The organism is Mucilaginibacter rigui, assembly GCF_014773275.1.
Classification (GTDB): Bacteria; Bacteroidota; Bacteroidia; order Sphingobacteriales; family Sphingobacteriaceae; genus Mucilaginibacter; species Mucilaginibacter rigui_A.
Map to the genome: position 1 here is coordinate 104,968 of NZ_JACWMW010000003.1, position 16,677 is coordinate 121,644.

A 16,677-nucleotide genomic window follows, 5' to 3' on the forward strand; every position below is an offset into this window, starting at 1 on the left:
GTAGCGTAGTCGGGGTGAGTTACACCCTTGGCTGCGTTTATTTTCTATCCTTAATATCAGTATAGTTTTTATCGGTTTCGCCAACGTATATCTGTCGCGGGCGGCCAATAGGCTCCTTGTTCGCCTTCATTTCCTTCCACTGGGCAATCCATCCCGGCAGGCGGCCTAAGGCAAACAGTACGGTGAACATTTCTGTAGGGAAACCAAGCGCGGTGTAAATAATACCCGAATAAAAATCAACATTAGGGTAAAGCTTGCGCTCAACAAAATATGGATCACTCAGGGCTACTTCTTCCAGTTTCTTCGCTATCTCTAAAGTCTCGTCGTTAATGCCTAATTTCTCCAGGATATCATCGCAGGCTTTTTTAATGATCTTGGCGCGTGGGTCAAAGTTTTTATAAACACGGTGGCCAAAACCCATCAGGCGGAACGGATCGTTCTTATCTTTTGCTTTGGCAACCCATTTATCAACGTCGCCGCCGTCTTCTTTTATTTTTTGCAGCATTTCTACAACCGCCTGGTTGGCACCCCCATGCAGCGGGCCCCAAAGCGCAGAGATACCTGCCGATATTGACGCATAAAGGTTAGCATCTGACGAACCTACTATACGCACAGTTGATGTTGAGCAATTTTGCTCATGATCAGCATGCAGTATAAGCAGTTTGTTCATGGCGCTTACTACAACCGGGTCTATCTCCACATCCTCGGTACGCTGCCCAAAGGTCATGTGCATAAAGTTGGTCACATAATCGTATTTGTTACGCGGGTAGATAACCGGGTGCCCTAACGATTTTTTGTAGATCCACGATACGATGGTACTCATTTTGGCTATCAGCTTAATGATCTCGATGTTGATCTCCCCGGCAGACAAGCCTTGTTTTAACGATGCCGGGTTAAAAGCGGCCAAAGCACCAATAAGTGACGATAACTGCCCCATAGGGTGCGAACCCGAAGGGAAGCCGTCAAAAAACTTCTTCATATCCTCGTGTACAAGGGTATGGTGGCTTATTTCAAACTCAAATGCCTGTAATTGCTCGGCGGTAGGCAGTTTACCATATATAAGCAGGTAAGCAACCTCAATAAAGGTTGATTTTTCTGCCAGTTGTTCAATAGGATAGCCGCGATATTTAAGAATACCAACTTCGCCATCTAAAAACGTGATGGCGCTTTTTGTAGCGCCGGTATTTTTGTAACCGATATCTAATGTAACATAACCGCTCTGGTCGCGCAGTTTAGAAATATCGATAGCTTTTTCGCCCTCGGTACCTTCTATAACAGGCAGATCATAGGTTTTATCACCAATTTTTAATTGTGCAGTTTCAGACATAGAAAAAATAGTATTTGCAACAAATGTAAATAAATCTGCGTATTAATAGCCTTTAAGATATATTTACTCTTTGTAAAATTCTTATTAAGTAAGTATGTTGTTATCCCCAATATTGTTTGGTATTAATAAAAAACTCATCCTGGTATATGTCTTTTAAAAATAGGGCCCTGCTATTAATTGAAAACGACATAACTATTTACAGGCTTATTTTATTGGGCTTACTGATAGCCAGCCCTGCATTACATTATTTGTGTTATGATAACTCATATGATCCTATTTGGCTGCGTTTAATAAACAGTGCATTTTGTTTGGTAACACTGGCTTTATCTTACAATAAAAGCAGAGTGTTTCTCAAAGCCATGGTATATGTTACCATTGTTTCATGCCTGTTTATAAATAACTTTATACTATTAGGGGTTAACGGTTTTGAGCATGTTTATGTTTTTAGTTCTATTACCATATTTATTGCCGTAACCCTTTTTTGCAAGCAACGGCGCGAATTTGTAGGTGTAACCCTGTTAAATATAGCCGCGGTGGTGGCCGCTTATTATACCGCCCCAAAAGTTAACGTTTCTGTAAACGTGCTGATTATACTATCGGGTATTTTTACACTGATAGCTTATGTATCGTTCCTGGTGATGCTGGCATACAAAATGCAGTTTAAAAAAGCTGTTAACAACATTATTCAGCTAAACGAATCGCTAATAACAAATGCCGAAAAATTAAGGAATAGCCAGCAGCAGATGCATGCACTTATTAGCTCTATAAATGATACTATTTTTGAGTTTGATGAGAAGGCTACCTGTATAAATGTATGGTTCGGCCCTCAATCGCCGGCGTATTTAAAAGCCGATGATTTTTTAAATAAAACCCTGCTCGAATCAATCGGTCCGGAAAGGGCTAAACCTTTTTTGGAAGTTTATAATCATGTTTTAAAGTATAATAAAACTACCAGTATAGAGTTTCCTTCAGTTTACGGCGAACCGGGCTGGTTTTTGGCAAAGGCATCGCCTGTAGTTGATGTTACCGGTAAATATATCAAACGCATATCTGTGTCTGTTACCGATATTTCTGAACAAAAGAAACATGCAGATGCCTTAACAGAAAACAAGAACCTGCTGCTGCAAGCCCAGGATATTGCCAAAACGGGGAACTGGTGGTATGACAGCGATACCCAAGAGAGTTATTGGTCGGAAAGCCTTTTTAAAATATTGGAGGTTGATAACGCTCCTGAAGGAAAAGCCCGGTTTGAGTATTACATGAGTATGGTACATCCGGATGATACCGAAGCCGCTGCAAACTATATAAACAATATCAGTTCAGTAACCGAGGGTAGCCTTGAACATAAGTTCATTACCCCCAAAGGCAATTTAAAATACTTGCGCTTACTGCGTGGCGACCTGCTACTGAATGAAACTGGTGGTTTGAAACGGGTAGTAGGTATTATACAGGATATTACTGAAACCAAATTGGCAGAAAAAGCTGTAAAAGTAAGCCAGGCAGAACTGCTTGAAGCCCAAACCATAGCAAAAATTGGTAACTGGAAATGGGACAGTACTCTAAAAATATTATCGTGGAGCGATGAGGTAAACTCAATTTATGAGGCGGATGCCGGCATGGTATCGTCATCGCGCTTTGGTAAAACGCTTTTACAATGCATCCACCCTGATGACAGGTATATAGTAAACCACCTGTTTAAAAGTGGGGATAACAGTGGCTCATCTTATGAATACCGCATCATTACCCCTAAAGGAAATATTAAGCATATAAGTGTTATTACAGGTAAATTAATGTACCGGGAGGACGGTAGCGTGCGCAAAATTATTGGCACCCTACAGGATATTACCCAACGTAAACAAGCAGAGATAGATTACCGCCGTACCGAAAACAAATACCGCCTGGTGCTTGAAACCATTAAACTTGCGGCTTTATCATTGGATGCCGGCGGCAAAGTGATATTCTGTAATAAATACCTGGCCAACCTGGTAGGGTATAGCCAGATGGAAATATTGGGTATGAACTGGATGGAGCATTTTGTGCCCGGCGAACATCAGGAAATATTGAGCACATGGTTTAAAAATAACAGTATTAAAGCCCATTACGTAAACTCTATATTATGCCGCAACGGTGAACTGCGTACTATTAGCTGGCAAAATACGGTTAGTTATGACGAGAACGGCAACATTAAAGAAACTACCAGTATTGGCGAAGATATAACCGTACAGCAAAAGGTGAGGCAGGAACTAATAACGGCCAAAGAGCAGGCTGAGCGATCTTCTCATTTTAAATCGGAGTTCCTGTCTATCATGAGCCACGAAATTCGTACGCCGATGAACGCGGTAATTGGTACCATCAACCTGTTGCTTGAAGAAAGCCCAAAGCCCGAGCAACTGGAGTACCTGAATACGCTTAAGTTTAGCAGCGAGAATCTGCTTGCCATTATTAACGATATTTTAGATTATAATAAGATAGAGGCCGGGAAGCTGCAATTGAGTAATATTCCCTTTAATATCCATCAGCTGGTACACAATATCAGGCAGTCGTTTTATTCAAAAGCGGTTGAGAAAAATTTGGAAATTGAACTGTTAGCAGATAGTAATATCCCCGAATACCTGATGGGCGATCAGATACGCCTTGGCCAGATATTGATAAACCTTGTAAGTAATGCAGTTAAATTTACGCAGGAAGGGAAGGTAACTATTTCGCTTGAAAAGGAACAAGAGATAAGCAATAACGAAGTATTGATAAAATTTACGGTGGCCGATACAGGCATAGGTATTGCTGCCGAAAACATGGCTATTGTTTTTGACCCTTTTATACAGGGGCCGCAAACCATTACGCATAATTATGGCGGTACAGGCCTTGGGCTTGCTATAACTAAACGGCTGATAGAGCTTTACGGGAGCAGCATACATGTATTTAGCGATTTAGGGAAAGGCGCGAGGTTTACTTTTAATATACGTTTTGCTACGGCATCCCCAATTGCCGACATACAGCATACCGCAGCCAGCGTTAATGACCTGATATTACCACCGAACCTTTATGGTATGAATATTTTGGTGGTTGATGATAATAAAATGAACCTGATGATAGCCTCGAAGTTTTTGCGAAAATGGCAGGCAAATGTGGCCGAGGCTATAAACGGGCAAATTGCAGTAGATATGGTAAATGCAGGTAATTACGATATGATAATTATGGACTTGCAGATGCCCGTAATGGATGGGTTTGCAGCAACAGCCATAATCAAACAAAGCCACCCAAATATACCCGTTATAGCATTTACAGCCGATGCCATGCCCGAAACCCACAGCAAAGCATACGAGGCCGGCATGTGCGATTACCTGACCAAGCCCTTTGTGCCCGATATGCTTTTTGAAAAGGTATTGCGCTACCGCAAGGCTACCATCCCGCATTAATGATCTGGACAAGTAGCAGTTAACCTGCTGTTATATCCCTAATCTGCAAAAAAAACATATTGGTGTAGGCCCACTTTTCCATCCTTAAGACTTTTATACACCCTCCCGCAAAGGGGGTTAGACTGCCCGTTTCAAAAATCTTCTGTCTTTTCACCGTCATAAACAGCCCGTTTACCGACATAAACAGGCTGTACATCTAATACAGCCAAAATCGCTGTAACGTTTCGTAACTGATAGCGTCATATTGGTGTATTTAAAAATTAGAAAAATAATAAAACACTCACAATCAAATAATAATAACATGAAAACTCAGTTTTTAACCATAGCAACCATCTTCACTTTAGCATTAGGTACAGTAACATCAACTTTTGCAGCCACTACCAATAACAACAATGGCGAAGTAAGCACAACACTAACAAACGTTAGCAAAATAAATAAAATAGAATTACACGGAAACGTTGAACTGTACGTATCTGACGGTACAGCCGACCAGGTAAAAGTTTACAACAAATACTACTCAGAAAGTGCTTTGGTACAAAGCCAGAACGGTGTGTTACGTATATCATCATACACCGATAAAAAATTAGTAGTTTGGGTAACCGCTAACGATCTGCAAGCCATCGTAGCTAATGATAACTCAACCGTAAAATCATTCGGTACACTGGAGAGGTTAGACCTTGATGTAACGTTAAACAACACATCGTCTGCCGATTTAAACCTGGATGCTTACAAAGCAAACATCAACGTAAACGACCGTGCAAAAGCAAACATCAGCGGTAACGTTAATGATTATAACTTAACACAAGACCAATCTGCAACTGTTAACCACAGCAACCTTGCAGCCATTAACCGCAGCAAAACAGTAACTAATAAAATGGTAAAGGCCGATCAGGCTGAATTAGCTATCCTGTAAGTATTACTTTTGCAAAAGTTCAATATATATTTCTGGAAGCCATCAGTTCAACTGGTGGCTTTTTTGTTTTTAGGGGGGATTTATATTGAAGGAAAGAATGGGTCAGACCGGTGTTGTTTATCATTCTGTGGTCTTCAGAGCGATATCGATAGCTGAAATTTCATTGCCGTTGGCTTCAGCCAACGGATACCAAACAGAAGTTCTCAGGCTTTAGCCAAACTATCAAACAGAATTTGGCTAAGCCATTACCGCCTCATTTATCCGTCCCTTAAAAGGGACGGCAATGAATTGACTAAGTTTAGCGAGTTAACCCACCTGATCATCGCTTCTCCGGGCCCCTCCCTCTTTTTCACTGTGTGGATATAGATGCCAGGAGGAGGCAATTCACACCCTGTTCGGTTATGATACAGTATTAAAGGCCTTGTTATTTGACGTTATTTTTAACATCAAAAAATTCTTCCCCCGTTCACCGCCACATTTTTACCATTCACCGACAATAACCCGCACTGTGTCTAATACAGGCCGTTTGGCTGTAACGTTTATCCGTGCCAGTCGTCATATCTAAGTATTTAATAACACAACTTATAGTCCTCACAATCAAAATATTAGTAAAATGAAAACAACAATATTAACCATGGTAGCCGTAATGATTATGGCAGTGGTAACCACCAAAAACACTTATGCAAACGTTAACAATAATAACAACGATGCAAGCGTAACCTTAACCAATGTAGGCAAGATCAACAAGATCGAGATCCACGGAAATGTTGAACTTTTTGTATCAGACGGTGCTACCGACCAGGTGAAAGTGTACAACAAATATTACTCAGAAAGCGCTTTGGTACAAAGCCAGAACGGTGTGTTGCGCATCTCATCATACAAAAATGAAAAATTAGTGGTTTGGGTAACAGCCGCAGATTTACAAGCCATCAGCGCTTATGACAATGCCGAAGTAAAATCATTTGGTAAATTAGAAAGGCTTGACCTTGAAGTTAACCTGTACAACACTGCATCTGCCGATTTAAACCTTGACGCTTACAAAGCAACCATCAACGTAAACGACCGTGCAAAAGCCAACATCAGCGGAACTGTTAATGATTATAACTTAACACAAGACCAATCTGCAACCGTTAACCACAGCAACCTTGCAGCCGTTAACAGCAGCAAAAAAGTAACTAATAAATTTGTAAAGGCCGATCCATCAGAATTAGCTATCCTGTAAATGTTATTTCTGCAAAAGGTCAAAATATATACTCTGTAAGCCATTGCCACACGCGATGGCTTTTTGTTTTAGAGCATTTATACTGAATCCAACGGCTTTTGACTAAGACTATTTACCCCGCTCATTTATCCCTCCTTCTAAAAGCGGCAGCAATGAATTAGCTAAGTTTGACGAGTATACTCATCCCTGACATAGCTTCGCTTGACTACCCTTTCTTTACTATTAGCAAAAAGCGCAATTCACATCCTGTTCGGTTATGATACAGTATTAAAGCCACTGTTATTTGCTGTTATTTTGAACATCAAAAAAACTTTTGCCGTTCACCGCTACTTTTCTGCCGTTCACCGATAAAAACCCGCACTGTGTCTAATACAGGCCTATTTGCTGTAACGTTTATCTGTGTCAATCGTCATATCTATGTATTTAATAACACAACTTATAGTATTCATAATCAAAATATTAATAAAATGAAAACAACAATATTAACCATGGTAGCCGTAATGATTATGGCAGTGGTAACCACAAAGAACTCTTATGCAAGCGTTAATAATACTAACAACGATGCAAGCGTAACCTTAACCAATGTGAGCAAGATCAACAAGATCGAGATCCACGGAAATGTTGAACTTTTTGTATCAGACGGTGCTACCGACCAGGTGAAAGTTTACAACAAATATTACTCAGAAAGCGCTTTGGTACAAAGCCAGAACGGTGTATTACGTATCTCATCATACCAAAACCAAAAATTAGTGGTTTGGGTAACAGCGGCCGACTTACAAGCCATCAGCGCTTATGATAATGCCGAAGTAAAATCATTTGGTAAATTAGAAAGACTTGACCTTGAAGTTAACCTGTACAACACTGCAACTGCCGATTTGAAATTAGATGCTTACAAAGCAACAGTAAATGTTAACGATAATGCCAAAGCAACTTTAAGCGGTAACGCAAACGATTATAACTTAAACTATGCACAGGCCGCCAATGTTAACCATGCAGACTTTGTAGCAGTAAACGCTACAAAAAACCAAATGCCGGGTCGCGTTGCTAAAGCAAAACAAAATGAATTAGCTGGTTTATAATCAACTACCTTGCAAAGGTATATCATATATCAAAAAGCCATCAGATTAATAGGTGGCTTTTTTTAATTTTACTGTAACTTAAAACCATAAATCATCGTCAAACACTCAAAACAAACTATTATGAAAACACTAAACTTTAAAATATTACTGCTTGTGGCTGCCACATCTATTGCGCTTTTCTCGTCATGCAGGCGCTTCAGGTGTGTAAAGGGTACAGGTAATGTACGTACCGAAACCCGTAAAATGACAGGCTTTACCAAAATAGATATATCAGGCGGATATAAGGTGACCTTAAAGCAGGATAGCTCGGAATCTATATCCATTACTACCGATGATAACCTGTTTAAATATATACAAACCAATATAGAAGGCAGCACCTTAAAGCTACGCAGCCGCCGTAACATTTGCAGCAGTGGCGAAACTATTGTGATAATAGGTGTTAAAAACCTTGATAAAATAAGTGCATCGGGTGCTGTTGAAGTGAGGAGCGATGGCCGTTTAACTGTTCAAGACCTAAACTTTGATCTTTCGGGCTCTACCAAAATTGATATGGACCTTTATGCGGGCCGGGTACGCACAGATGCCAGCGGCTCAACAGAAGTGTATCTGAAAGGGCAGGCTGCATCGCACGAAGTTGACCTGAGCGGATCAGGTAAGGTTGAAGCGCTTGATTTTGTGGTAGGTAAATACAAGATCGGCACATCTGGCGCAAGCGAGTGCAAAATAAACGTGTTAAACGAGCTGGACGTACATACCAGCGGTGCATCAGATATACAGTATCGTGGTAACCCAACAAAGGTAAACAACGATCAATCAGGAGCTTCGTCGGTAAAAAAGATAGATTAAGCTTAAATTTTTTTAATGATGAATGTAACAAATGACGGCCAAAAGCCGTCATTTGTATTTTAAAAACATACTTAACCTTATCATGAAAAAGTTTAAAAAATGGATGGCGTATATCGTCATTTGTATAGCGCTTGCAATTGTGGCGGCTATATCATATGTTACCCTTGCCCTGCCAAATGTTGGCAAACCTCAAAACATTAAAGTTGAATTAACCCCGCAACGGATAGAACATGGTAAATACCTGGCAAACCATGTTGCTGTATGCGTTGATTGCCACAGCACCCGCAAATGGGATATATTTGCTGCGCCGATAGACACAGCGGTGTTGGGGGCCGGCGGCGAAAAATTCGATGCGCGCGTCAGTTTTCCCGGCGAGGTGTATGTGCCTAACATTACACCGGCAAACTTAAAAAACTGGACGGATGGCGAGATATACCGTGCAATTACTACAGGTGTAAAAAAAGATGGCTCGGCCATATTTCCTATCATGCCATGGCCATCATACTCAAAGATGGATCCGGAGGATGTGTACGATATTATCGCCTACATCCGCACCCTGCAGCCGCATGAAACCAGCTACCCGGATCGTAAGCTCAATTTCCCGCTGAATATTATTGTAAACACCATGCCTAAAAAAGCCGAGCCGGTTAAAAAACCAAGTGAGGGCGACACCATAGCGTATGGCGCATACCTGGTGCAAAGCGCTGCTTGCCGCGATTGCCATACCAAAGCAGATAAAGGAACACCAATACCGGGAATGGAACTTGCAGGAGGCAACGAGTATGGCCTTGGCGGTGGTGCGTTAGTACGGGCATCAAATATAACGCCCGATAAAGAGACAGGTATAGGTAACTGGAGCAAAGAGCAGTTTATAACCCGTTTTACACAATATGCCAATGGTGCCGCAAAACCAACAATGGTTAAGCCGGGGCAGTTTCAAACAATTATGCCCTGGTGGAAATATGGCGGCATGGCTACGAAGGACCTGGGTGCTATATATGCTTACCTTAAAACAGTTAAGCCTGTAAAAAACAGCGTGGTTAAATTTCAAAACAAGCAGGGCAGCTAATTAAATTCAAAAATAAATTCATACTTTTGCGCCTCGAATTTTGTACAGCTAAATAGCTGTATCTTGTACAAGGAATAAATTAATACCAGGTAAAAAAGATGAATATATCACAGGAAAAAATTGATAACCTGAATACAGTTGTTAAGATCAACATCGCCCCGGAGGATTACCAGCCAAGGGTTGAAAAAGCAATGAAAGACCATGCTAAAAAAGCAAAAATGCCGGGTTTTCGCCCGGGTATGGTGCCTGTTGCTCATATTAAAAAAATGTACGGTAAAAGCATTTTGGTTGACGAGATCAACAACATGTTATCAGATACATTGAACAAATATCTTGACGAAGAGAAGCTTGAAGTATTGGGCCAGCCCTTACCAAAAGCTGATGATGACAGGAAAGAATATAACTGGGATTTTGCCGATAACTTTGAGTTTAACTACGAAGTTGGTTTGGCGCCTGAGTTTGATATTGATTTTTCATCAAAAGATAAACTTACCCAGTATGTGATAAAAGTTGATGACGAAACATTAGCATCACGTATTAAAAATATTCGTCGTAGCTATGGCAAAATGACAAATCCTGACGTATCGGCAGATGATGATGTGCTTTATGCCGAATTAGCACAGCTTTCTCCGGATGGTTCTGTTTTTGAGGATGGAATAAACAATACCGCTTCTGTACGTTTAGATCAGATCCTGGATGCGAAAATTAAAAAATCGCTGATCGGTTTGAAAAAGGGCGACGAACTGGTGTTTGACATCAACAAAGCTTTTGATAACGATGCAGCTAAGGTTGCCGGTTTATTAAAAATTGAAGAAGATGAAGCCGCTGAGTTAAAATCGAACTTCAAACTAACGGTTAAAAACGTTAACCGTTTAGAAGAAGGCGATTTGAACCAGGAGTTCTTTGATAAATTATTTGGTGAAGGTGTTGTAACCGACGAAGCCGGTTTCAAAGCTAAAATAACCGAAGAGTTAGAAATGATGATGACCCAGGATGCCGAGCGCAAACTGCAGGACGATATTTATAACTACAGCATTGATAAGGTAAGTTTTGAATTGCCAGACGCGTTTTTAAAACGCTGGTTAAAAGCAACCAACGAAAAACTGACCGAAGAAGAGCTGGAAGGCGGTTATGCCGATTTTGCTAAAAACCTGAAATGGACGCTTATTGAAAATAAGCTGATGAAGGATAATAACATTGATATTAAATACGAGGAAGTATTTGAATTTGCAAAAGGCAGCTTAGACCAACAGTTTAGGATGTACAGCCCGCAGGCTTTAACCGAAGAGCAACTGGGCCAGTACACTGTACAATACCTGCAAAACAAAGAGAATGCTAATAAAATATTTGAACAGGTAAAAGCACTTAAGGTATTTGATTATATTAAAAGTGTTATTACGCTTGATAAAAAGGAGATTTTATTTACCGATTTTAACAAGCTTACTGCATAATAACAGTAAACGTTTTAAATATAGTTCACCAAAAGCATTTGCCCACAGCAAATGCTTTTGTGTTATAAGAGCAATAATTTTTACTTTCATCAAACTAATTAGTACAAAATCTATTCAACTAAAAACTATATTTATCGCGGGCAACCCGCCCGTACCACAACAAATAAAATACATACACATGAACAGTAATCCAGATAAAAACGAATTCAGAAAATACGCTGTTAAACACCACCGTATCAGCAGTACCTATGTAGACAGGTTTATTGGCGGTGTAAACCGCAGCAATACTCCAACAGGTATTGTAAACCCGCCAATGGGTTATACGCCTTATATAATTGAAGAACGCCAGTTAAACATCTCGCAGTTAGACGTGTTTTCGCGTTTGATGATGGACCGTATTATTTTCCTGGGCGACCCCATATACGATCAAAACGCCAATGTTATTCAGGCGCAATTGCTATTCCTGCAATCGGCCGATGCAAAGCGCGATATCCAGCTTTACATTAACTCACCGGGCGGTTCGGTTTATGCAGGTTTAGGTATTTATGATACCATGCAACTTATCTCTAACGATGTGGCTACTATTTGTACAGGTATGGCAGCGTCAATGGGTGCGGTATTATTATGCGCCGGTGCAGAAGGTAAACGCGCTGCGTTACCTCACTCACGTGTAATGATCCACCAGCCTTCAGGCGGCGCGCAGGGCCAGCAATCAGATATCGAGATATCTTACCATGAGATCACTAAATTAAAAAAAGAATTATACCAGATCATTGCTGACCACAGCGGAGCATCATACGACAAAGTTTACTCGGCATCGGACCGTGATTACTGGATGATTGCCGAAGAGGCCAAAGAATTTGGTATGATTGACGAAATATTAAAAGGTAATAAAACAAAATCAAAATAAATTTATTAGTAGTGAGTAATTGGTTAAGTTGATTGTATGGATAGTTATTTAACAACTCACACTATCAATTTAATCAACCACTTACTTAAAATTGGTTTAATAAAAACCAATTTCCTATTTTTGATTAAACCATACTCAAGATGAACAAGAACAGCAAGGAGATCAGGTGCTCGTTTTGTGGCGCAGGAAAGCAGGACTCCCTGATGCTGATTGCCGGTTTGGATGCACACATTTGTGATAAATGCGTTGACCAGGCAAACGAGATATTGGCAGAAGAACTGAAGGTACGCAAAGTAAAAGCGTCGCCGGCGGTACCTGCTATGCTGAAACCGGCCGAAATAAAAGCTCATCTCGACCAATATATCATTGGGCAGGACGATGCCAAAAAAGTATTGTCGGTAGCCGTTTATAATCACTACAAAAGGCTAAACCAACGTATTGATAAGGATGAAGTTGAGATAGAAAAATCAAACATCATTATGGTGGGCGAAACCGGTACGGGTAAAACCTTACTGGCAAAAACACTTGCTAAGATTCTAAACGTCCCTTTTTGCATTTGCGATGCTACTGTATTAACAGAAGCCGGTTATGTAGGCGAGGATGTAGAAAGTATACTAACCCGCTTGCTGCAATCTGCCGATTACGATGTAAACACTGCCGAACGCGGTATTGTTTATATTGATGAGGTTGATAAAATTGCCCGCAAAAGCGATAATGCATCTATTACCCGCGATGTAAGCGGGGAGGGTGTACAGCAGGCATTGTTAAAAATACTGGAAGGCACTATGGTTAACGTACCACCACAAGGCGGCCGTAAACACCCCGACCAGAAGATGATAACGGTTAATACCAGCAACATCCTGTTTATTTGCGGCGGCGCGTTTGATAGTATTGAGAAAAAGATAGCTAACCGCCTGCGTACGCAAACCGTTGGTTATAAAATGAAACGCGACGACAGCGAGATAGATATGAAGAACCTGTATAAGTATATTACGCCGCAGGATCTGAAATCATTTGGTTTGATACCCGAGCTGATAGGCCGTTTACCGGTATTAACTTACCTGAACCCGCTTGACCGTGAAGCGCTGCACAATATCCTTACCGAGCCAAAAAATTCGCTGCTTAAACAGTACAAAAAACTGTTTGAATACGAAGGCGTGAAGCTGGAGTTTGATGCTGATGTACTTGATTTTGTTGTGGATAAAGCAATGGAATTTAAGCTGGGCGCACGTGGCTTGCGTTCTATCTGCGAGGCTATTATGATTGATGCGATGTTTGAGTTTCCGTCTAAAAAAGATGTGAAGCGTTTAAACGTAACACTTGAATACGCTCGCGAGAAATTTGAGAAGAGCGACCTTAAAAAGTTAAAGGTAGCTTAACAGTAATTTGATAATATAAAAGTATTTTCGTATATTACACACTAACCCTGGTGAGCAGCCGGGGTTTGCTGTATAAAAAGGTTTCTGAAAAACCTGTTATACACATACATACACACAAAAAAGAGGAAAAAAAGATGAACGAAGAATTAGATGTAAAGAAAGACGAAAACACAAACCCGGCAAAAAAGATGAAAGAAGTACAATCACCGGTAAAATCAGGATTAAAAACTAAAGAAGCCATTGTAGCCAACTGGTTGCCGCGTTATACCGGCCGCCCGCTTAATGCTTTTGGCGAATATATTATACTGACCAACTTCTCTAAATACTTACAGCTGTTTTCGCAATGGCACGATGATGCACCCATTATGGGGCTTGATAAGCCTATGCAAAGCGTTACTGCCAACGGTATTACCATTATCAACTTTGGTATGGGTAGTTCGGTTGCCGCCACCGTAATGGATCTGCTGACCGCCATACACCCTAAAGCCGTAATATTTTTAGGTAAATGCGGAGGCTTAAAAAAGAAAAACAACGTTGGCGACCTGATACTGCCCATTGCAGCCATCAGGGGCGAAGGTACATCAAACGATTACTTACCTGCCGAAGTGCCTGCACTCCCTGCATTTGCGCTGCAAAAGGCTATCTCGACCACCATTCGCGACCAGGCACGCGATTACTGGACGGGGACCTGCTACACCACTAACCGCCGCGTTTGGGAGCATGATAAGGACTTTAAAAAGTATTTAAAGGAATTGCGCGCCATGGCCGTTGATATGGAAACAGCAACCATATTTACAACCGGGTTTGCCAATAAGATCCCAACTGGTGCATTGCTGCTGGTATCAGACCAGCCGATGATACCCGAAGGTGTTAAAACAGCCGAAAGCGACAGTAGCGTTACCGAGCAGTTTGTTGAAACACACCTGCGCGTTGGTATCGAATCATTAAAGCAACTCATAAATGGCGGATTGACCGTGAAACACCTGAAGTTTTAGTTGTTGGTGAGTGAATGGTGAGTGTTTTTTGTTATCCATAAGTAACTACTCACTGATCCACATTCACAATTCATCATTATTTACTAATTTTGACCGCTATCCAATTAAGTACACAGGATAGGTAGACAATAATATATGTGGTACAATAATATACTCGAAACCATAGGCCATACGCCGCTGGTTAAACTGAATAAGATAGCTAAGGACATTCCTGCAACGGTTTTGGCTAAAATAGAAACAACCAACCCCGGCAACTCAATAAAGGATCGTATGGCCCTTAAAATGATTGAGGATGCTGAAAAAAGCGGGAAGCTTAAACCGGGCGGTACCATCATTGAGGGTACATCTGGTAACACAGGTATGGGCCTGGCAATAGCGGCTGTTATAAAAGGTTATAAGTGTATTTTTACGAGTACCGATAAGCAATCGAAAGAAAAATTTGATGCCCTGCGCGCTTTTGGCGCCGAAGTAATTGTTTGCCCCACTAACGTAGAACCGGAGGACCCACGGTCGTATTATTCGGTTTCATCGCGTTTAGAGCGTGAGGTGCCTAATTCTTGGAAACCTAACCAGTACGACAACCTGAGCAACTCGCAGGCGCATTACGAGCAAACCGGCCCCGAAATTTGGGAACAAACAGAAGGTAAGGTTACGCACATTATAGTAGGGGTAGGTACAGGCGGTACCATATCAGGCACGGCGCGTTTTCTGAAAGAAAAGAACCCTGCCATCCAGGTATTGGGTATTGATACTTATGGCTCGGTATTTAAAAAATATAAAGAGACCGGCGAGTTTGATAAGAACGAGATCTACCCATACATCACCGAAGGTATTGGCGAAGATTTCCTTCCGCAAAACGTTGATTTTAGCCTGATAGACCATTTTGAAAAAGTAACTGATAAGGATGCTGCCCTCATGACCCGCGAGATAGCCCGTAAGGAAGGTATCTTCGCCGGTAACTCAACAGGCTCGGCTGTGGCTGGTTTACTGCAGATGAAGGATAGGTTTAAAAAAGGCGATGTGGTTGTGATCATATTCCCCGACCATGGCACCCGTTACCTGGGCAAAATGTACAACGACGACTGGCTGCGCGACCGCGGTTTCCTGAAAGATGGTAAACTGACCGCACGCGACATCATCAGCAAAAAAGAAAACCAGGAGATTGTTACTATCGATTGCGAGAAAACTGTTTTGGAGGCCATTAATACCATCAAATCGTTAAACATCAGCCAGATCCCGGTCACTCAAAAAGGCATGGTTATTGGCAAAATAACCGAGAGCGATATTCTGGATTCGCTGATAGAGAACCCGGGCATTAAATCACAACCGGTAAAAAATATCTCAACCGCGCCGTTCCCTTTTGTTGACCTGAACACCTCTATCGACAAGATCTCGGGGATGATCAATAAGGATAACATAGCTGTGCTGGTAGAGGATGAGAACGGTAAGATCGAGATCATCACTCAATATGATATCATCAACGCGATATCGGCATAAATTGAAGGTGAAAGGATAAGATAAAAGTCGAAAGGTTTTAATGTAGAGACGCGATACTTCGCGTCTCTTTTTTGTTTTTCGACCTCACTAATTCGGAATGACAGGGGAATCTGCACATCTGCATATCCCCGCATTTGCACATCTGAAGTTACCACTTCTTAAATATCACAAACACCGCAAGTACAATCAGCCCAAAACCCACCAGGTGGTTCCAGCCCAGTTTTTCGGTTTTAAAGAATACAATGGTAAACACCATAAATAGGGTGAGTGTAATGGCTTCCTGTATAGTTTTTAGCTGTACAAGTGTAAATGGGCCGCCATCGGCTTTAAAGCCAGCACGGTTTGCCGGTACCTGGAACAGGTATTCAAAAAATGCCAGACCCCAGCTGATGAGGATAATGGAGAATAGCCCAAGGTTTTTGCCCCAGTCGTACTCCTTAAATTTAAGGTGACCGTACCAGGCAAAGGTCATGAACATGTTTGATATGGTGAGGAACAGGATTGTTTTTACGCCGCGCATGATGTGATTTTCTGATATAAAAATAAAAAATCGATGTAATTGTTTTACAGGTC

General features: G+C 41.3%; 13 protein-coding genes. 11 read left to right on the plus strand and 2 right to left on the minus strand.

Going from position 1 to position 16,677, the window contains the following annotated elements; genetic code table 11:
* Positions 1-37: 37 nt before the first annotated feature.
* The gene (locus IDJ75_RS13880) at positions 38-1,327 is read right to left on the minus strand and encodes a citrate synthase (protein WP_191176236.1); all 1,290 of its coding nucleotides are present in this window, start codon (positions 1,325-1,327) and stop codon (positions 38-40) included.
* A 146-nt stretch (positions 1,328-1,473) separates the two neighbouring features.
* On the opposite strand from IDJ75_RS13880, the gene IDJ75_RS13885 reads away from it, so the two are divergent.
* From IDJ75_RS13885 to IDJ75_RS13935, 11 genes are all read left to right on the plus strand, one after another.
* Positions 1,474-4,743 (plus strand): PAS domain S-box protein, encoded by a 3,270-nt coding sequence (locus IDJ75_RS13885; RefSeq protein ID WP_191176237.1) that lies wholly within the window; start codon positions 1,474-1,476, stop codon positions 4,741-4,743.
* Between the two features lie 301 nt (positions 4,744-5,044).
* Positions 5,045-5,656, plus strand: coding sequence for a GIN domain-containing protein (locus tag IDJ75_RS13890; RefSeq protein ID WP_191176238.1), 612 nt, complete (start codon positions 5,045-5,047; stop codon positions 5,654-5,656).
* A gap of 613 nt (positions 5,657-6,269) precedes the next feature.
* A complete protein-coding gene (locus tag IDJ75_RS13895) occupies positions 6,270-6,878 on the plus strand; it encodes a GIN domain-containing protein (protein ID WP_191176239.1) in 609 nt (202 codons plus the stop codon).
* Between the two features lie 467 nt (positions 6,879-7,345).
* Positions 7,346-7,957, plus strand: coding sequence for a GIN domain-containing protein (locus tag IDJ75_RS13900; protein ID WP_191176240.1), 612 nt, complete (start codon positions 7,346-7,348; stop codon positions 7,955-7,957).
* A 120-nt stretch (positions 7,958-8,077) separates the two neighbouring features.
* On the plus strand, positions 8,078-8,803 hold the full coding sequence (locus IDJ75_RS13905) for a head GIN domain-containing protein (RefSeq protein ID WP_191176241.1): 726 nt from the start codon (positions 8,078-8,080) through the stop codon (positions 8,801-8,803).
* Between the two features lie 82 nt (positions 8,804-8,885).
* Complete coding sequence (locus IDJ75_RS13910; RefSeq protein WP_191176242.1) at positions 8,886-9,872, plus strand: c-type cytochrome; 987 nt, start codon at positions 8,886-8,888, stop codon at positions 9,870-9,872.
* Positions 9,873-9,970: 98 nt separating this feature from the next.
* Positions 9,971-11,323, plus strand: a complete 1,353-nt coding sequence (tig, locus tag IDJ75_RS13915; RefSeq protein WP_191176243.1) for a trigger factor — start codon at positions 9,971-9,973, stop codon at positions 11,321-11,323.
* Between the two features lie 178 nt (positions 11,324-11,501).
* Positions 11,502-12,233 carry an ATP-dependent Clp protease proteolytic subunit gene (locus tag IDJ75_RS13920; RefSeq protein WP_262892103.1) on the plus strand — a complete coding sequence of 244 codons (732 nt, stop codon included), beginning with the start codon at positions 11,502-11,504 and terminating at the stop codon, positions 12,231-12,233.
* 140 nt (positions 12,234-12,373) lie between these two features.
* Positions 12,374-13,612, plus strand: a complete 1,239-nt coding sequence (clpX, locus tag IDJ75_RS13925) for an ATP-dependent Clp protease ATP-binding subunit ClpX (protein WP_191176244.1) — start codon at positions 12,374-12,376, stop codon at positions 13,610-13,612.
* Positions 13,613-13,746: 134 nt separating this feature from the next.
* Positions 13,747-14,607 carry an AMP nucleosidase gene (locus tag IDJ75_RS13930; protein ID WP_191176245.1) on the plus strand — a complete coding sequence of 287 codons (861 nt, stop codon included), beginning with the start codon at positions 13,747-13,749 and terminating at the stop codon, positions 14,605-14,607.
* Between the two features lie 135 nt (positions 14,608-14,742).
* Entirely contained in the window at positions 14,743-16,104 is a 1,362-nt protein-coding gene (locus IDJ75_RS13935; protein WP_191176246.1) for a pyridoxal-phosphate dependent enzyme, read from the plus strand.
* A 148-nt stretch (positions 16,105-16,252) separates the two neighbouring features.
* On the opposite strand, the gene IDJ75_RS13940 is transcribed toward IDJ75_RS13935, so the two are convergent.
* Entirely contained in the window at positions 16,253-16,624 is a 372-nt protein-coding gene (locus IDJ75_RS13940) for a DMT family protein (protein WP_191176247.1), read from the minus strand.
* Positions 16,625-16,677 lie beyond the last annotated feature (53 nt).